This is a genomic window from Plastoroseomonas hellenica, from assembly GCF_018129085.1.
Lineage (GTDB): Bacteria > Pseudomonadota > Alphaproteobacteria > Acetobacterales > Acetobacteraceae > Plastoroseomonas > Plastoroseomonas hellenica.
Genome location: NZ_JAAGBB010000086.1, coordinates 1 through 16,954 on the forward strand (window position 1 = coordinate 1; position 16,954 = coordinate 16,954).

Sequence of the window (16,954 nt, forward strand, 5' to 3'; positions counted from 1 at the left end):
ATGCCGGCACCCTCCAGGCCGGCGCTACGAACACCTTCAGCCCGGCCTCCGCGGTGACGGTCGCATCCGCCGGCACGCTGGCGCTGGCCGGCTTCGACCAGACCGTCGCGGGGCTGACCAATGCCGGGCTGGTCACGCTCGGCGGCGCGCCCGGCACCCGGCTGACGGTCGCCGGCAACTATGTGGGGCAGGGCGGCATCCTGGCGCTGAACACCTTCCTCGGCGGCGACAGCTCGGCCTCCGACCGGCTGGTGATCCAGGGCGGCACCGCGACCGGCGACACCCGGATGCGCATCACCAATATCGGCGGGCCCGGCGCGCAGACGGTCGAGGGCATTCGCGTCGTCGAGACCCAGGCCGGCGGCACCACGGCGGCGGGCGCCTTCCGCCTCGACACCCGTGTCGCCGCCGGCGCCTTCGAATACCGGCTCTTCCGCGGCGGCAGCACCAGCGCGCAGGACTGGTACCTGCGCTCCTTCTCGACGGTACCGGTGACGCCGGAGATACCGGGCACGCCGGAGGTGCCGGGCACGCCCGACACCCCCGTGCTGCCGACCGGCCCGGCGATCCCGCTCTACCGGCCGGAGGTGGCGCTCTACGCGCCGATCGCCGCGATTGGCCGGCAGATGGGCCTCGCGACGCTCGGCACCCTGCATGAGCGCGTCGGCGAGCTCGACAACATCCGCGACCTCGCGGGCTCCCGCCCCTACGCCAACGGCGCCTGGGCCCGCGCCTTCGGTCAGCGCACCCGCAACCGCTGGGACGGCACCGTCGACAGCCGCGCCACCGGCAACCTGATCGGGCTGCAGGCGGGCTTCGACATCCTGCGCACCCAGCCCTATGCCGGCGGCCACCGCGACCATGCCGGCGTCTATGTCGCCTACACCGACTACAACGCGCCGAATGTGTCGGGCTTCGCGCTCGGCCAGCATCAGCGCGTCGGCCGCCTGCTGATGAGCGGCCCCTCGGTCGGCGCCTACTGGACCCATTTCGGTCCGAGCGGCTGGTATGTCGATGCCGTCTTCCAGGCGAACTGGTTCGACGTGAAGGCGAGCTCGGATTTCGGCACGGCGCTGAACACCAATGGCGTGGGCTACACGGCCTCGCTGGAAGCCGGCTACCCGATCCGCTTCGGCGGCGGCTGGCAGGTGGAGCCGCAGGCGCAGATCATCTGGCAGAGCGTCTCGGTGGACCGCTCGCGCGACCTCTTCTCCAGCGTCGACTGGAACGAGGATGACGCGGTGACCGGGCGGCTCGGCGCGCGGCTGCAATACACCGGCCGTGACGAACGCACCCTGTGGCAGCCCTATGCGAAGGTGAACCTGTGGCACGCTTTCTCGGGTTCTGACCGGGTCACCCTCGGCAACAGCGCGCCGATCGAGAACCGGTTCGGCGAGACGGCGCTGGAGGTCGGTGCGGGCATCACCGCGCGGGTCAACCAGACGACCAGCTTCTACGCCCATGCCGACTACCGCTGGTCGTTCGGCGGCGACAGCCGCCAGACCGCCGTGCAAGGCGCCATCGGCATCCGCTTCAACTGGTGAGGCGTGCCGAGCTGCTCCGGCCGTCGTGGAAGGTCAGCCGCGACGCTGTGGCGGCGGTGCTTCGGGCCGGGGCAGGTCCCGATCGGGCGGCGCTGCCCGATCGGTGAAAAGCCTCACCAAAGGAAGGGCCGGGTTGATGAGCGCGAAGGAACGCGAAGCAAAACCGGTCCGGCGTCATCAAACGGACATATCGGGAATAGCCTGTTGCCGAGCTGCAACATGCACGTGACTTCCGCAGACACACCGAAATATTAACCCGGCAGAACTTTTCATTCGGTTGAATCGCAATATTATTGTCAACCGAAACGTGTATTCACGGGAAAAGCTCAATGAAGATGGTTGTGGGCGGCAGGGCTGCGGTCATGGGGACCAGCCAGAAAGCAAGACTTCTCGCGGGCGCCTCCTGGGCCGCGCTGGCCGTCGCCTGCTGGCTCCCCCCGGCGGCATCGGCCGCCGACTACCAGGCGGACAGCGAAGCCGCGCTGCGCCTGGCCATCGCCCAAGCCAATGCCGATCCCGATCCGGCATCGACCATCACGCTGACCGGCCATGTCGTGGTCACTGACCCGACCGCCCTCGGCGCGGCCGCCAAGCCGCTGACCATCGCGACCGGCGCCTTCACTCTGTCCGGCCTCACCGCGACCACCATCACCGGCACGGGCGGCAACGGCGCGACCTTCGTCGGCGGGCCGGTCGTCATCCAGGGCATTGTCACCGGTGGCGCCGCCGCGGTCGTCGATGGCGCCGGCACCGGCGGCATCGGCGTCACGCAATCCTCGGGCAGCATCACCAACAACGGCCAGGTGACCGGCGGCCAGGGCGGGAACACGACCTTCGTCGGCCCGGCCGGGCAGACCCCGGGCGTGGGCGGCGCAGGCCTGTCGGCCACCGGCAGCACGATCGTGAATGCGGCGACGGGCGGCATCATCGGCGGCGCCGGCGGCACCCTCGATATCCAGGGCGTCCCCACCGGCGGCGTGGCCGGCTTCGCCGGCGCCGGCGGCGTCGGCGCGATCATCAGCGGCGGGTCGCTGGACAACCGGGGGGGAGGGCTCATTCAGGGCGGCGCCGGCGCCACTGTTCTCAACGCAGTGTCGGCGAACAACATGACCGCCGGCGCGGGCGGCGCGGGCCTGTCGGCCACCGGCAGCACGATCGTGAATGCGGCGGCGGGCGTCATCATCGGCGGCGCCGGCGGCACCCGCGATCTCGAGGGTACCGCCACCGGGGGCTTGACCGGCAACACCGGCGCCGGCGGCGTCGGCGCGATCATCAGCGGCGGGTCGCTGGACAATGAGGGCAGGATTGAGGGCGGCGCCGGCGGCAATTTCCTCAACGCGGCATCGGCGGACAACATGTTCGCCGGCGCCGGCGGCGCCGGCGCCCTGATCACCGGCGGCACGCATCTCAATGCCGGAACCATCGCCGGCGGGCTGGGCGGCCTCGGCAACAACGCCGGCGGTTCCGGGCATGGCGTCGGGGGTCTCGGCCTTTCCCTGACCGATGGCCTGCTCGTCAACTCCGGCAGCATCACCGCGGGCAATGGGCAGGCGGGCGGCGGCACCAATCCCAATTCCGGCAGCGCCGGCGGCATCGGCGTGGTCCTCGCCAACAGCACGATCGAGAACCGCGGCACCATCACCGGCGGCAATGGCGGCGGCGGCACGGCCGCCGGCGCAGCGGTGACCGGCACGGGATCCAGGGTCATCAACAGCGGGATCATCACGGCCGGCGTCAGCGACCTCGGCGTCCGCGCCAATGCCATCACCTTCAGCGGCGGCGGCAATGTGCTGGAGCTGCGTGACGGCTCGGTGATCACCGGCAATGTCGTCGCGGGCGCCGGCGACACGCTGGCCCTGGGCGGCGCCACGAATGGCAGCTTCGCGGTGAACCAGATCGGCCCCGCCGTGCAGTACCGGGGCTTCGGCGCCTTCGAGAAGACCGGCACCGGCACCTGGACCCTGACGAACACCACCACCACCGTCACCCCCTGGACCATCACCCAGGGCACCCTGGCCCTCACGGCGGACGCCGCCCTCGGCCCGGTCGCCGGCGCGCTCACCTTCAATGGCGGCACCTTGCGCTTCGATGCCGGTTTCGCCCTGGCGGCGGCGCGCGCGGTCTCCATCGCTGCCGGCGGCGGCACGATCGACACCAACGGCTTCACCACGACGATCGCGCAGGTCATCACCGGCACCGGCGCGCTGACCGTCACCGGCCCCGGCACCCTGATCCTGACCGGCGCCAACACCTATGCGGGCGGCACCATCCTCACCCAGGGCACCTTGGCCGTCGCCGCCGACAGTGCGCTCGGTGCCGCGACCGGCGCGCTCACCTTCAATGGCGGCACCTTGCGCTTCGATGCCGGCTTCGACCTCTCCGCGACGCGCGCCATCGGCATCACCGCGGCCGGCGGCACGATCGACACCAACGGCATCACCACCACCATCGCCCAGGGCATCACCGGCCTCGGCGCGCTGACCGTCGCCGGGCCGGGGGGGAGCCTGATCCTCACCGGCGACAATACCTACACCGGCGGCACCACGATCAATGCGGGCGTCCTGGTACAGCTCGGCACCGGCGGCACCAGCGGCAGCATCGTGGGCAATGTCCTGAACAACGGCACGCTCGCCTTCAACCGCAGCGACGCGCTGATCCTCGCGGGCGCCATCTCCGGCAGTGGCGCGGTGCGCCAGGAAGGCACCGGCACCACCATCCTGACCGGCGAGAACACCTATACCGGCGGCACCACCATCACGCAGGGCACGCTGCAGCTCGGCAATGGCGGCACGTCAGGCAGCATCCTCGGCAATGTCGTCAACAACAGCCTGCACAGCCTGGTCTTCAACCGCAGCGACACGCTGGTCTTCCCTGGCGTCATCTCCGGCATCGGCGCCGTCCGGCAGGAGGGGACGGGCACCACGGTGCTGACCGGTGCCAACACCTATTCCGGCCCGACTTCGGTGAATGCCGGCGTGCTGCGCGCCGGCGCCACGAACAGCTTCAGCCCGGCCTCCGCGGTGACGGTCGCATCCGCCGGCACGCTGGCGCTGGCCGGCTTCGACCAGACCGTCGCCGGCCTGACCAATGCCGGGCTGGTTTCGCTCGGCGGCGCGCCGGGGACGCGGCTGACCGTCGCCGGCAACTACGTGGGGCAGGGCGGCATCCTGGCGCTGAACACCTTCCTCGGCGGCGACGGCTCCGCCACCGACCGGCTGGTGATTCAGGGCGGCACCGCGACCGGCGACACGCGCGTCCGCATCGCCAATGTCGGCGGCCCCGGCGCGCAGACCACCGAAGGCATCCGGGTGGTCGAGACCCAGGCCGGCGGCACCACGGCGGCCGGCGCCTTCCGGCTCGACACCCGCGTCGCCGCCGGCGCCTTCGAGTACCAGCTCTTCCGCGGCGGCAATGCCAGCGCCCAGGATTGGTACCTGCGCTCCTTCATGATCCCGGAGACGCCGGGCACGCCGGAGGAGCCCGGCACGCCGGACCAGCCCGGCCCGGCGATCCCGCTCTACCGGCCGGAGGTGGCGCTCTACGCGCCGATCGCGGCGATCGGCCGGCAGATGGGCCTCGCGACCCTCGGCACCCTGCATGAGCGGGTCGGCGAGCTCGACAATATCCGCGACCTCGCGGGCTCCCGCCCCTACGCCAATGGCGCCTGGGCGCGTGCCTTCGGCGAACGCACCCGCAACCGCTGGGACGGCACCGTGGACAGCCGCGCCACCGGCAACCTGATCGGGTTGCAGGCCGGCTTCGACATCCTGCGCACCCAGCCTTACGCGGGCGGCCATCGCGACCATGCCGGCGTCTACGTCGCCTACACCGACTACAACGCGCCGAATGTGTCGGGCTTCGCGCTCGGCCAGCATCAGCGTGTCGGCCGCCTGCTGATGAGCGGCCCCTCGGTCGGCGCCTACTGGACGCATTTCGGTCCGAGCGGCTGGTATGTCGATGCGGTGTTCCAGGCGAACTGGTTCGACGTGAAGGCGAGCTCGGATTTCGGCACGGCGCTGAACACCAATGGCGTGGGCTACACGGCCTCGCTGGAGGCGGGCTACCCGATCCGCTTCGGCGGCGGCTGGCAGGTGGAGCCGCAGGCGCAGATCATCTGGCAGAGCGTCTCGGTGGACCGCTCGCGCGACCTGTTCTCCAGCGTCGACTGGAACGAGGATGACGCGGTGACCGGCCGGCTCGGCGCACGGCTGCAATACACCGGGCGCGATGCGCGCACGCTGTGGCAGCCCTACGCCAAGGTGAACCTGTGGCATGCCTTCTCGGGCAGCGACCGGGTCACCCTCGGCAGCAGCGCGCCGATCGAGAACCGGTTCGGGGAGACGGCGCTGGAGGTCGGCGCCGGCATCACCGCGCGGGTGAACCAGACCACCAGCTTCTATGCCCATGCCGACTATCGCTGGTCCTTCGGTGGCGACAGCCGCCAGACCGCCGTCCAGGGCGCCATCGGCATCCGCTTCAACTGGTAGGCGTGCTGACCGGCGCCGTCCGCGGACGGCGCCGGCAGCGGGGTGGCGGCGTTCTCTCAGGGAGGTTGCGCCGCTCTCTCCTGTGTTCGCTTGATGAACGCCGCCATGAGCGAGAGTGCTGGTTCGGCGTGCGTCTCCAGCAGGAAATGCCCGCCGTCGAAAATATGCGCCTCCATGCGCGGCAGATCCTGCATCCAGGACAGCGTTTCGGCGATATCGAAGAACGGGTCGTGACGGCCCCACAGCATGAGCGCGGGCGGCTGCCATTGCCGGAGATAGCCGGCGATCGCATCGAAACGCGCGGCGTGGTTGGCATAATCGGCGATGAGCGCGCGCTGGGCCTGCATGCGGCCGGGCAGATTCATCACCCGCCAGTCCTCGACCCAGGGTTCGCCTCCGATCGTGGCGGCGACATCCTCCGGCAGGCCGCCGGTATATTGCTCGCGCGTGAATTCGGAGGTCAGGTGGACGGTCGCGGCCGCTTCGTTCTCCCTGGTCGGTTCCGACCAGAACTTCAATGTGGCATCCCAGAGCGGGCCGAAGCCGGTTCGATGCGCGTTTGCGTTCTGGATGATGAGGCCCGAAACCAGCTCAGGCGCGTGCATCGCGATCCGGAGGCCGACGGGCGCGCCGGAGTCATGCAAGTAGATGAAGCGGCGCCCTATCGCGAGGTGATCCAGCAATTCGGCAATCGCGCCGGCGAAGGCTGCAAACGAAGCCGTCGGCAGAACGTCGGATTGGCCGTGGCCAGGCAGATCGGGCGCGACCACATGGGCGACGCGAGCCAGGCCAGGGATCACGCCGCGAAATGTTCGCGATGAGCTTGGGAAGCCGTGCAGGAGGAGCAAGGCGGGGTTCGATGGATCGCCCGCGGTGACGTAGGCGAGCTCGGTTCCACCGGAGAGACGCATCCGGTGTCCTGCAGGCTTGCCCATGTCAGGCCCCCGTCTCAGCTTCCGGCGTGGCGTCTCAGCGCGACGGCCCGATGTAATTGCCTCTGGGCTCCTGGTCGCGGCGCGGCACGCCGGGCCGGCGCCGGCGATCCTCCTCTTCGCGACGACGGGCGTCCTCGCGGTGGCGCCGTTCCTCCATCCGGTATCGGTCGCGCTCACGCGCGTCCCGCTCGGCCTCCCAGCGCCGACGCTCGCGTTCGTCCCGCCATTGGCGTTCCTCCCGCCGTTCGTAGCGGCGCTCCTCCCGGCGGTCCTGATTGTCGTTGCCCAGGATCTGGCCGACGATTCCCGGCAGGTCCTGCGCCCGCGACGGGGCGGGCGATAGCGCGGCCGCACTTCCGGCCAGCACGACGCCGAGAGCCAAACGCCTGATCCTCGGAGACATCCGTGACATCAGCATGACCCGGCCCTTTGCTTATCTTCTTCGTTCTGAACGCCGCAGCCCGGTCCGGAGTTCCCTTGCGGCCGGCCAACGGCCGCCGCCCTTCACGCCTGTCCCGCTCGGCGCCGCCGTGCCGGCCTGGGAAGAGCCGCCGCCGGGGCGCTCCACTGCGCCAGGATCGCCGCGGTATCCGCCTCCCACTCGTCACGCCGCTCTGCCATCACCGCCTGCCACAGCAGCACCACCGCCGCGGCGACGATGGCGGCGGGATGCAGCATCGCCGGCTCCAGCACCTCCTGGCGGGCGCGTGGTGTCTTCGGGATCTCGATCGACCTCGCATCCCTCGTCGCCGCCAGGAATTCGCCGATGGCGATGAGCGCGGCGGCCTCCACCCGATCACCGACCGCGCGCGAAGCGACCGCCACGAGCGCGTTCCGCTGCGCGACCTGGCGCACGACGCCGAGCGGTGCGCCGGCCGGCAACTGCGACCAGTGCAGGACAGGGTCGGCCACCATCATCGTGGCGGCCTGCCATCCGTGCGGGCATCGCGCAGCACATGCATCGCGAGCGACAGGGCCTCCCGCAGGTCCGGCGCCGGCAAGGCGGGGTGCAGCGCCCTGGCGAGCATCAGGGCCGTCTCCTGGGCCGCGGAAAGCGTCGCTCCCGCGGCCAGTGCTTCCTCGATGGTCGTCGCAAGCTCCCCAATCAGCCCAGGCGTCAGCCAAGCCGGGAGCGTCGCCGCCCTGGCGGGCGGATCGAAGGGCATCGCATTCCTCCTGTCCGTGAACAGAAGGGGAACATAGGCATCGCCCAGGCGCGGAGTCGAGTCGCTTTTCCGGTGCTTCCGTTCGTGGAACGCGTGCTGGCCCCGCGCGCCGCGGCGCGCGGGGCTCCCGCGTCAGTGGCGGTTCGCCGCGGTGATGAAGGCCATGGCGGGGAGGTCCTTGTAGGCCGCCTGGTCGATCGACCGCATGAAGGCCGCACTCGTATGCGCGTCGTGCAGCTTCATGCCGACATGCGGCATCGTGATCAGCGGGCCGATATGGCGGCCGGGCGCGCGGCTCACCGGATCCCAGTTGACCCGGAGGTTCACGCCCTTGTCGAAGCGCTTCGCGGCGCGCGATCCGCTGAAGGCCCGCCCCGCCGGCGGGGCGTTGTAGGTGATGAAGGGCAGGTCGCACTCCACCCCCACCACCTGCGCCAGGAAGCCGCCCAGGGAGTGGCCGGCCACCAGGATGAAGGCCCCCTTGTACTGCCACTGCAACTGCCTGGCGTATGTGATGCAATCGCTCGCCCGGTCGACGGTCATGTTGAGGCCGATCTGCACGTCGTCGACCTTCCAGTCCTTCCCGCCCTTCGATCCGCGGAAGCTCAGGATGAACATGTCCTTGCCGACATTGTACTTGTAGATCCCGGCGGAGCCGCCGCCGGCATCGCCTTCCTTGGCCCAGCCCAGCCGGTCGTTGTTCTTCGGATCGAAGAAGCCGCCGAGCATCGTGAAGCCTTCGAAATCATTGTTCTTGTAGATCGCCTTCGCCGCTTCCGCGGTCTGACGGACAGTCATGTAAGACATGTTTGTTCCCCGTAACCAGTTCGAGCTCGCCGGGAACCTACGCCGGGTCGAGCGGTTTCGAGACACCTGGCGTGGCGACCGCGTGCGGAAGCCTGAGGAATTCCAGTGAATTCCGGATCGCGGGCCGGCGCGGCTCGCAACGGCCCCCCCCTGCTGGCGCAAGGCGTTCCGGGCCGGGATACTGCGGGCCATGCCCGGCACCCCGAATCGCCCCGCCGCCGATCGGCTCGAGACATCGCTCTATGCCGCGGTGAAGCGCCACCTCGAAGGGCTCGGCTTCGTGCCGAAGGGCGAGATCTGCGGCTGCGACATCGTCGCGATCCGCGTCGCCGATGATCCGTTCCTGGTGATCGTCGAGATGAAGCTGAGCTTCACCCTCGAACTCGTCCTCCAGGCCGTCGACCGCCTGCCGATGGCGGACGAGATCTGGCTCGCGGTGCGGGCGAGCACGCGCGGGCGGGACCGCGACGGCCGCGTCCAGAAGCTGTGCAGGCTGCTGGGGTTCGGCCTGCTGCGCGTCTCCGCGGGCACGGGCAGGGTGGAGGTCCTCGCCGAGCCCGCCCCCTACCGCCCGAGGCTCAACGAGCGGCGCCGCAGCCGCCTGGTCGATGAGCATCAGCGCCGGCAGGGCGACCCCGCCCGCGGCGGCTCGACCCGGCAGCCGATCATGACCGCCTATCGGCAACGGGCCTTGGCCTGCGCGGCCGAGCTGCGCGATGGCCCGCGGCCGGTGCGTGCCCTTCGCGCGATCGCGGAGGACGCCGCCGCGATCGTGCTGCGCAACGTCTACGGCTGGTTCGAGCGGGAGCGCCGCGGCATCTATCGCCTGACCCCGGTGGGACGGGCCGCCCTGTCCGGTTGCGCGCCGTCGCCCGCGGCGATCGGCGAGGCCCTGGCGACAATCCCGGTCTGAGGGCTGTCCTGCCATAGACGAACGAGGGTCGCCAAAGTCGTTAATGGTGCCTTAAGTAATTTATCGTCTTTGTTACTCTCGCGCTATGTCGTGAATTCACAAACCTTATCCTTGCGCGCAAGCTGATCGCGATCGGCGCCCAAGGCAACCCGGTCCAACGCCGAATAAGGAACGTAAGGATGGCACCCGCTGCTATGCGCGCGGAGCTTGCTGCTGTCGGTCTACATGGCCTAGGCTCCGGCCGACGAAACGCGACGAACCTGGACAATTGGATGGCGACCAAGGACTACATGGTGGTCACGATTCAGGGTCTGAAGGGAGCAGTCCGGTATCTCATCGTCGAGCGTTCGGCGGACGGTGAGAGCGAGACCTTGCTGTCCCATTCCTTCGAACGCCTGGAAGACGCCCTGAAGATGAAATCGTCCTTGGAAGCCAAGGCGGCGGACAGTGGGGCCGACGAGTAGATCGCCCGGTCGCTTCGGGTTCGGCCGTCAGCAGGTCGGCGCCGCCCCGCCCACAACCGCGAATTGCACCTCGCAGAAGAGGACGCGCGCACGCTCATCCGCGCCCAGCCCCTGCGCCTGGCACCACTCTCTGAATTGCTCGGGGTCGATGATGACGCGCACCGGGTAGAAGCCGCGGGCGGCTGCCTGCTTCTTCTGATGGGCGGCGGATTTCAGCCAGTCGTCATAGCTGCCGGGAAAGCTCTCGCCATCCGCCATGAGCAGGCGGATCGCCGCATAGGCCTCGCGCTGATACCAAGCGACGCCGGCGATCTGGGGTATCGCGACTGGCTCCACCATCCTGCCTCCGCCGGCGTACCCGCCCGGCCCTGCGATGAGGCGCACAGCGCAAAGATCATCGTCGCCGACGATGCTTGGCCGCATCGCGTTGCCGCCCCGGAAAGCGCGATGCTGTCATCAAAAAGTAAAGCAGGTGTAACGGGATCTACCCCAAGCGCCGCACATCCGTGAGCCGCCCGGTCACGGCCGCGGCGACGGCGGTCGCCGGTGATACGAGGTGGGTCCGCGCACCCGGGCCTTGCCGCCCTTCGAAATTGCGGTTCGAGGTGCTTGCGCAGCGCAGGCCCGGCGCGACCACATCCCCGTTCATGGCGATGCACATGGAACAGCCGGGCTCGCGCCACTCGAAGCCGGCTTCCCGCAGGATCCGCGCCAGGCCCTCCTGCTCCGCCTGCCGCTTCACCAGGCCTGACGCCGGGACGACAAGCGCCCGCACGCCCGGCGCCACCTTGCGCCCGGCAGCGACGGCCGCGGCCTCGCGCAGGTCTTCGATGCGGCCATTCGCGCAGGAGCCGACGAAGACGACGTCGACCACCAGGTCGGTCATGCGCTGGCCCGGTACGAGCCCCATATACGCAAGCATCCTCCGGCGGCGCGTCCGCTCTGCGCCGTCGGGCAGGTCGGCCGGGTCGGGCACGGTGCCGGTGATCGGCACCGCCGTGTCCGGATCGGTGCCCCAGGTCACCATCGGGGCGAGGCCGGAGGCGTCCAGCGTGATGACCCGGTCGAAGGTCGCGGCAGCGTCGGATGACAGGGTGCGCCAGTGGGCCGCGGCGCGGTCGAAAGTCTCGCCCGCCGGCGCGCGCTCGCGACCCCGGATCCAGCGGATGGTGACCTCGTCCGGCGCGACCAGCGCCGTGCGGGCACCAGCCTCGATGGCGAGGTTGCACAACGTCATTCGCCCGGCCATGCCGAGGGCCTGGACGGTGCCACCGCGGAACTCCACCGCATGTCCGCGGGCCCCGGCAGTGCCGAGCGCGGCAACCACGAACAGTGCCAGATCCTTGGCCGATATGCCCGCGGGCGGCGTGCCGCCGATCTCCACGGCCATCGCCTTCGGCTTTGCCAGGATCAGGGTTTGCGTGGCCAGCACCTGTTCGACCTCGCTCGCGCCGATGCCGAACGCCAGTGCGCCGACGGCACCCAAGGTGGCGGCATGGGAGTCGCCACTCGCGACGGTCATTCCAGGCAGCACGCAGCCGAGCTCAGGCCCGACGACGTGGACGATGCCCTGGCGCGGATCCCCCAGCGGGATGTGCGGCACGCCCGACGCCCGGGCATCGGCCGCCAATGTCTCGATCAACTGCCGGGCGGCCGCGTCGGGGATGACGGCGCGCGGCGCCGCGGTGGGAACGGCGTGGTCGGGGACGGCCAATGCCGCCTCCGGTCGACGCACGGCGCGGCCGGCCGCGCGCAGCGCGGAGAACGCCTGCGGGCTGTGGAGGTCATCGAGCAGATGCAGGTCGACATAGACAAGGTCGGCGCCGCGCAGCTGCGCCACGACGTGCGCGTCCCAGATCTTGTCGAGCAGCGTGCGCGCCTGATCAGGCCTGCCGCGGGGGGCTGCCGGGCGGCTCAAGAGCGATCGACCTGCCCTTGAGCCGCGCCCCATCACCGCTTCAGCGTCGCGTGACGACGGCCTCGAGGTACTCGCTCGGCACGATCAGGGTGTCGGCGCCGCCGCGGTTCATGCGCGCGATGAGCGCCTGGATGTCATCCGCCAGCGCCGCCTGTCCCGCGCCGTCGAGCGCCGCGAAAGCGCGGTTCATCGGTCCGTAGTAGGTCCGGAAGATGTCCAGCATGTGATCGGCTGACCGATAGCGGAAGTTGAAGATCTGCTTCGTCGCCGAAATCCCGTGGCCGGGGAACAGCTCGGCGAGGCGCGCCTCCGTGCCCCAGAGTGCGGGCGAGCGCACGCCGGCCGGCGGCGGGACGTGCCGGCCGATCGTCTTGAAGACCTGGCCGATGAAGCCCTCCGGCGTCCAGTTGGCGAGCCCGATGCGGCCGCCCGAGCGGACCACGCGCGTGAGTTCGGACGCCGCCTTTTCCTGGTCCGGCGTGAACATGACGCCAAAGGTCGAGAGCGCGACGTCGAAGCTGCGGTCGTCGAAGGGCAGGGCCTCGGCGTCGGCCTCCTGGAACGCCACGGCCAGGCGCTCGGCGCCGGCACGTTCCCGGCCGCGCTCGAGCAGCGCAGCGACATAGTCGGTGGAGGTCACCTCGGCGAAGCGGCGCGCGGCGGCGAGCGTGGCGTTGCCATTGCCGGCCGCGACGTCGAGCACGCGCTCGCCGGCGCGCAGGTCCACGGCTTCGCAGATCCGTTCACCGACGATCTGCAGCGTGGTCCCGACGACGGCGTAGTCGCCGGTGGCCCAGGTGGCCTGCTGGCGGGCCTTGAGCGCGCCGAGATCCACCGGGGCGGAAGCCGGGTGGGGCAGTGTGGCGGTTGCCGACATGGTGTTTCTCCCTTTTGGTGAGGTGGCGCATGCTGCGCGTGCATCGCGGGAAGGGCTGTGCGTTCCCGCACAGGCGGTGCGCCGTCGAGCTTCGCAAAAGCCAGGCGCGAGCCCGTCAAACCCGACGCTTTCGCCACCCCTGTCTGGGCCTGTTGCGCCCTGTTATCAAACGGCTTTAGCTCAGCCTGAACCTCAGTTTTCCTGAGGGTTCATCACGGGCCTGGAGCGCCGGTTCCCGTGCGCGCCGATGCCGGGCCAAAAGCTCCCTGGGCTCAGGGCACGTCCTTCAATGGCCAGACTTCGACGACGCCGTGCGCCACCGCGCAGGGCACGTGCGAAACCTTCCGGATGGCTTCGGCCAGGTCGGCGGCCTCGATGATGGCGAATCCCGCGATCGGCAAGGCGGACGACATGAACGGTCCATCGAGGGTTTCCACCCCAGCCGCCTCGGGATTGCGGACCTGGACCGGGGCGCCCGCGATCCCGATCACCGCGCCTTCGGACCGTAGCTTCGCATCCTGGGCATGGGCGGCGTCCCGGACGGGCCGGGCCGTGCGGGCATAGTCGGCCGGGTCGCCATATCCGATGGTGATGAACCTGGGCATGGCCTGTCTCCTTTCCGGGGTCTTGGGCCGCGGCCTCGGCGACAACGGCGTCTGCACCTGATGGCGGATCGCCAACGCCGGCGTTGTCGGGTCGGGATACGGCCCGCCTCTGCTTGCGAGCGTCAAGAGCTGGACAGGTAGGACGCGCGGCTGAGGTGAGGCCACCGCGGCCGTTGCGCCTTCTGACGATTCCCCTGAAGCTCGATGCGTTCGCGGCTCCGTGGGGGATGATGCACAGAGGCTTCGACGAGCTGTTGCAGTCATGAAAGCGGCGCCGGCGCCAAGCCGTCTCGAAGCGGTGCTGGCTGCCCTCGATCGGCGGATCGACACCCAGATCGACGTCATTCTGCGGGATCCACGGTTTCAGCAAATGGCGAGCGCCTGGACCGGCCTGCGGCGGCTCGCTGAGATCATGGCGGGCGAGGAACGGCTGGGGCTGCGCGCGCTACCTGTAACTCGCGAGGAGCTCGCCAAGGATCTGCCGGAGGGATCGGCGCTGCGCGCCCGGATCGTGACGGAGTCCTTCGCGGGCGAGCGGCCCACACCTTTCGGCGCACTCGTCCTCGACATGCTCTGGGACGACGGGGAGAAGGACGTCGCGATCCTGCGCGGCCTTGCAAGCCACGCCGCCGCCGCCTTTGTCCCGGTCCTGTCGGGCGCTGGACCGGCCCTCCTCGACACGCGGCGCGAGACCCTAAGCCCCGAATGGCGGGCTCTACGCGACGTGCCGGAGAGCACATACGTCTTCCTCGCCGGCCCGCGCGCGCGGCCTCCTGAGGCGCGTCACTGGATCAACGCGGCCGTCCTGCTGGCCGGGGCGGTGGCTCTGGCCGTGGCCAGGGATGGCTGGGGAGCCTGGTTCGACGAGCCCTCCGGCCGCATCGATCTCGCCGACATCTCGCCTTGCCTCGAAGTCGCGATCGGGCCGAACGGGCCGGTGCAGCTCTTCGACCGCGGCCTTGTGGCGCTGGCTGCGGAAGGGTGGGACGGCACGCTGGCGCAGATCATCGGCGTCCGCTCCGTGCGGAAGCCACGGCAATATGATCGGCCTGAGCCTACGCAGAACGCGCGGACCGCCGGCACGCTGGCCTTCATCCTGGGAGTTGGCGCGGTGATGCAGCCGCTTATGATCCAGGCACGGGATGCTCTGCGCCAGGGCCTCTCTTGCCAGGAAACGCAGACACGGCTGCAACAGTGGCTCGATAGCTACCACCCGGCCCCTCAGACCGAAGCGACCTCGGAGAGGAGCGACCCATTCCGATCCAGCCGGGTGGAGGTGCGGACGCCCACAGGCCAGCCAGTTGTGCCCATGCTGGTCGCCTATCTCTTGCCACGGATGCCGCGGCGCGAGCTGTCCACCGTGATGCGGCAGGTCGTCGAGATCCCCGGTCTCGCGGAAGAGGAGTTGGGCGCGCCTGTCGCAGCCGCACGGGATCCCGACATGTTGCAGGAATTCGGGCACGAACTCGATGCGGAGACTTCGCAGAAGTGGCTGGCGTCACCGCTGGCCATGTGGATGGAACAGAACCACGCCGAGGCCGTGGAACTGTTCGAGCGCCAAGCCGTGAACTGGGCCAGAGCCGCCGGTACTTTCGTCGCGCGTGGTCTTACCGACCACAACGGCAACCTACCGACGGCCGAGACTATGCAAGAGACCTGGTCAAGGGTTGCGTGGCGCCGCCGCCTTTGAGCCCTTCCGCTGCCGGCAAAACCTGGCTGCAGCATGATGCGCGCGCCAGCGCTCGCGCCTCATGCTCCCAGCACTTTGCTTGATCGTGTGATTCAGACCTGTCGGTGAGCTCTAGACGGCGTCGGCGCCGGCCTGCGTCAGGGTCAGCACGCCCGCGGTCTCGGTCGTCCACCAGCCCTTGCCGACGCCGTGGGTCACACCGGCCGCCACGTCCTTGCGAAGAATGCCGCCTTTCACCAACGCCCCGGCCAGGGCGCGGAGGTTGACGAAATAGTTCGCCCGGACGCGGCCTTCGTGAATGTGGCTCTGGATCAGGCCGGCCATATGGGCCGCCGATGGTCGGATCATGCGCTGGGTCATCCTGCATCATAGCCCGTCCGCGCAGTGGCGCGGATTACATCGGGACGGCCTGCGCAAAGAAGATGATCTTGCGACACCTTTTTCTGTGACGGAATTTCCGCCGGAAAATCAATATATGTGCTAATGTTCGCTGATAATGCCCCGCCAAAGCGGGATCCCCCCAAATGATTCAATAGAAATGGAGGTCGCGATGCGCGATTATCTCCTCTGTCTTGCCTTCGGTACTTTCCTGGCTATTCTCATAATTTCCGCAGAGAGATGCCTGAATCTCAGCTCCGGCCTCGAAGTTCGGGACGGCACAATCGCAAGCCTTTCCCGGATTGCCACCGGCCGTCTCTAGCAGGCGGCGCTCAACAGCCAAGCCCACTGTTCCACGCGGGACGCCCGGCAGGCGCGCGGCCGGCCCACCGGGCCGGCACGCGCCCCATGCCGGCATCAGCCGGCGCCCGCCGCGGCCGTGATCAGGGCCGCGATCTCGTCGGGGTGCGAGATCATCGACAGATGGCTCGATCGCAGCGCGATGGTTCGGGCCCGCATCCGCTCGGCCAGGAACCGCTCCAACTCGGGGGCGGTGGTCTGGTCCTCGGTCGAGACCGCGTAGGAGCAAGGCTTCGACCGCCAGGCCGCGACCGTCGTGCGGCCCGCGAACAGCGTCTCCGCGATCGGCTGCTGCACGGCATGGAGCGCGCGCGCCCGGGCGCGATCGAGGTCGCCGGCGAAATGCGCGACGAAGGCCTCCTCCGTGAGCGAGGCATAGCCGCTGTCGACGCGGATCCCCGCGCGCACCGGCGCGGTCGGGAAGCGCGCGGCGAGGGCATTGAAATCCTCGCCCGCATCCGGTGCCCGCGCCGCGACATAGACCAGCGACGCGACCTTCGGGTGCAGCCCGGCCTCGGTGATCACCGCACCACCCCAGGAATGCCCGACGAGCACCGTCGGGCCATCCTGCAGGTCGAGCGCACGGCGGGTCGCGGCGGCATCATCCGCGAGCGAGGTGAGGGGGTTCTGCACCGCGGTGGTGCGGAACCCCGCCGCCTGCAGCCGGAGGATCACATCCATCCAGCAGGAGCCGTCGGCCCAGGCGCCATGCACCAGCACGACATTGCGGACCGTGGCCTGCGCCGCGGCCGGCCGCGGCGCGAAGCCAGCCAGGGCCGCGGCGCCGGCGGCACCCGCCAGCAGCGCGCG

The 16,954-nt window shown here is 69.7% G+C and carries 16 protein-coding genes; 5 read left to right on the forward strand and 11 right to left on the reverse strand.

The window, feature by feature from the left end; translation table 11 throughout:
• Together GXW71_RS32660 and GXW71_RS32665 are read left to right on the forward strand one after the other, a co-directional pair.
• Positions 1–1,544 (forward strand): autotransporter family protein (locus GXW71_RS32660; RefSeq protein WP_211857880.1); only part of this gene is annotated, 1,544 nt, incomplete at its 5' end.
• A gap of 329 nt (positions 1,545–1,873) precedes the next feature.
• Positions 1,874–6,031 (forward strand): autotransporter outer membrane beta-barrel domain-containing protein, encoded by a 4,158-nt coding sequence (locus GXW71_RS32665; RefSeq protein ID WP_211857882.1) that lies wholly within the window; start codon positions 1,874–1,876, stop codon positions 6,029–6,031.
• 56 nt (positions 6,032–6,087) lie between these two features.
• Here GXW71_RS32665 and GXW71_RS32670 read toward each other — a convergent pair whose 3' ends face one another.
• The 5 genes from GXW71_RS32670 to GXW71_RS32690 form a co-directional block, all read right to left on the reverse strand.
• Positions 6,088–6,942: an alpha/beta fold hydrolase gene (locus GXW71_RS32670; protein WP_211857883.1), complete on the reverse strand. Its 855-nt coding sequence runs from the start codon at positions 6,940–6,942 to the stop codon at positions 6,088–6,090.
• A 58-nt stretch (positions 6,943–7,000) separates the two neighbouring features.
• Positions 7,001–7,348, reverse strand: a complete 348-nt coding sequence (locus GXW71_RS32675; RefSeq protein WP_211857885.1) for a hypothetical protein — start codon at positions 7,346–7,348, stop codon at positions 7,001–7,003.
• A gap of 122 nt (positions 7,349–7,470) precedes the next feature.
• Positions 7,471–7,884, reverse strand: a complete 414-nt coding sequence (locus tag GXW71_RS32680) for a hypothetical protein (protein WP_211857887.1) — start codon at positions 7,882–7,884, stop codon at positions 7,471–7,473.
• Positions 7,881–8,132: a hypothetical protein gene (locus tag GXW71_RS32685; protein WP_211857889.1), complete on the reverse strand. Its 252-nt coding sequence runs from the start codon at positions 8,130–8,132 to the stop codon at positions 7,881–7,883. Before GXW71_RS32685 ends, GXW71_RS32680 begins: the two co-directional genes overlap by 4 nt.
• A gap of 132 nt (positions 8,133–8,264) precedes the next feature.
• Positions 8,265–8,930 carry an Mbeg1-like protein gene (locus GXW71_RS32690; RefSeq protein ID WP_211857891.1) on the reverse strand — a complete coding sequence of 222 codons (666 nt, stop codon included), beginning with the start codon at positions 8,928–8,930 and terminating at the stop codon, positions 8,265–8,267.
• Between the two features lie 199 nt (positions 8,931–9,129).
• Here GXW71_RS32690 and GXW71_RS32695 point away from each other — a divergent pair, with 199 nt between their 5' ends.
• Together GXW71_RS32695 and GXW71_RS32700 are read left to right on the forward strand one after the other, a co-directional pair.
• Positions 9,130–9,852, forward strand: a complete 723-nt coding sequence (locus tag GXW71_RS32695; protein WP_211857893.1) for a DUF2161 domain-containing phosphodiesterase — start codon at positions 9,130–9,132, stop codon at positions 9,850–9,852.
• 272 nt (positions 9,853–10,124) lie between these two features.
• Entirely contained in the window at positions 10,125–10,316 is a 192-nt protein-coding gene (locus tag GXW71_RS32700) for a hypothetical protein (RefSeq protein ID WP_211857895.1), read from the forward strand.
• A gap of 27 nt (positions 10,317–10,343) precedes the next feature.
• On the opposite strand, the gene GXW71_RS32705 is transcribed toward GXW71_RS32700, so the two are convergent.
• The 4 genes from GXW71_RS32705 to GXW71_RS32720 form a co-directional block, all read right to left on the reverse strand.
• Positions 10,344–10,655: a hypothetical protein gene (locus tag GXW71_RS32705; protein WP_211857897.1), complete on the reverse strand. Its 312-nt coding sequence runs from the start codon at positions 10,653–10,655 to the stop codon at positions 10,344–10,346.
• 145 nt (positions 10,656–10,800) lie between these two features.
• Positions 10,801–12,267, reverse strand: coding sequence for a 3-isopropylmalate dehydratase large subunit (gene leuC / locus GXW71_RS32710; protein WP_211857919.1), 1,467 nt, complete (start codon positions 12,265–12,267; stop codon positions 10,801–10,803).
• A 7-nt stretch (positions 12,268–12,274) separates the two neighbouring features.
• Positions 12,275–13,069, reverse strand: coding sequence for a class I SAM-dependent methyltransferase (locus tag GXW71_RS32715; RefSeq protein WP_367617417.1), 795 nt, complete (start codon positions 13,067–13,069; stop codon positions 12,275–12,277).
• A 314-nt stretch (positions 13,070–13,383) separates the two neighbouring features.
• The gene (locus tag GXW71_RS32720; protein WP_211857899.1) at positions 13,384–13,716 is read right to left on the reverse strand and encodes a YciI family protein; all 333 of its coding nucleotides are present in this window, start codon (positions 13,714–13,716) and stop codon (positions 13,384–13,386) included.
• Positions 13,717–13,978: 262 nt separating this feature from the next.
• Between GXW71_RS32720 and GXW71_RS32725 the strand changes: the two genes are divergently transcribed.
• Positions 13,979–15,406 (forward strand): type VI secretion system contractile sheath domain-containing protein, encoded by a 1,428-nt coding sequence (locus GXW71_RS32725; protein ID WP_211857901.1) that lies wholly within the window; start codon positions 13,979–13,981, stop codon positions 15,404–15,406.
• Between the two features lie 111 nt (positions 15,407–15,517).
• On the opposite strand, the gene GXW71_RS32730 is transcribed toward GXW71_RS32725, so the two are convergent.
• On the reverse strand, positions 15,518–15,766 hold the full coding sequence (locus GXW71_RS32730; RefSeq protein WP_211857903.1) for a hypothetical protein: 249 nt from the start codon (positions 15,764–15,766) through the stop codon (positions 15,518–15,520).
• A 435-nt stretch (positions 15,767–16,201) separates the two neighbouring features.
• Positions 16,202–16,954 (reverse strand): alpha/beta fold hydrolase (locus tag GXW71_RS32735; RefSeq protein WP_367617418.1); only part of this gene is annotated, 753 nt, incomplete at its 5' end.

Coding starts and splice junctions, on each gene's coding strand:
- GXW71_RS32670 (WP_211857883.1), bottom strand. CDS start 6,942: ATGCGTCTCTCCGGTGGAACCGAGCTCGCCTACGTCACCGCGGGCGAT.
- GXW71_RS32690 (WP_211857891.1), bottom strand. CDS start 8,930: ATGACTGTCCGTCAGACCGCGGAAGCGGCGAAGGCGATCTACAAGAAC.
- leuC (WP_211857919.1), bottom strand. CDS start 12,267: ATGGGGCGCGGCTCAAGGGCAGGTCGATCGCTCTTGAGCCGCCCGGCA.
- GXW71_RS32725 (WP_211857901.1), top strand. CDS start 13,979: ATGAAAGCGGCGCCGGCGCCAAGCCGTCTCGAAGCGGTGCTGGCTGCC.
- GXW71_RS32665 (WP_211857882.1), top strand. CDS start 1,874: ATGAAGATGGTTGTGGGCGGCAGGGCTGCGGTCATGGGGACCAGCCAG.
- GXW71_RS32730 (WP_211857903.1), bottom strand. CDS start 15,766: ATGACCCAGCGCATGATCCGACCATCGGCGGCCCATATGGCCGGCCTG.
- GXW71_RS32705 (WP_211857897.1), bottom strand. CDS start 10,655: ATGGTGGAGCCAGTCGCGATACCCCAGATCGCCGGCGTCGCTTGGTAT.
- GXW71_RS32685 (WP_211857889.1), bottom strand. CDS start 8,132: ATGCCCTTCGATCCGCCCGCCAGGGCGGCGACGCTCCCGGCTTGGCTG.
- GXW71_RS32720 (WP_211857899.1), bottom strand. CDS start 13,716: ATGCCCAGGTTCATCACCATCGGATATGGCGACCCGGCCGACTATGCC.
- GXW71_RS32680 (WP_211857887.1), bottom strand. CDS start 7,884: ATGATGGTGGCCGACCCTGTCCTGCACTGGTCGCAGTTGCCGGCCGGC.
- GXW71_RS32695 (WP_211857893.1), top strand. CDS start 9,130: ATGCCCGGCACCCCGAATCGCCCCGCCGCCGATCGGCTCGAGACATCG.
- GXW71_RS32700 (WP_211857895.1), top strand. CDS start 10,125: ATGGCGACCAAGGACTACATGGTGGTCACGATTCAGGGTCTGAAGGGA.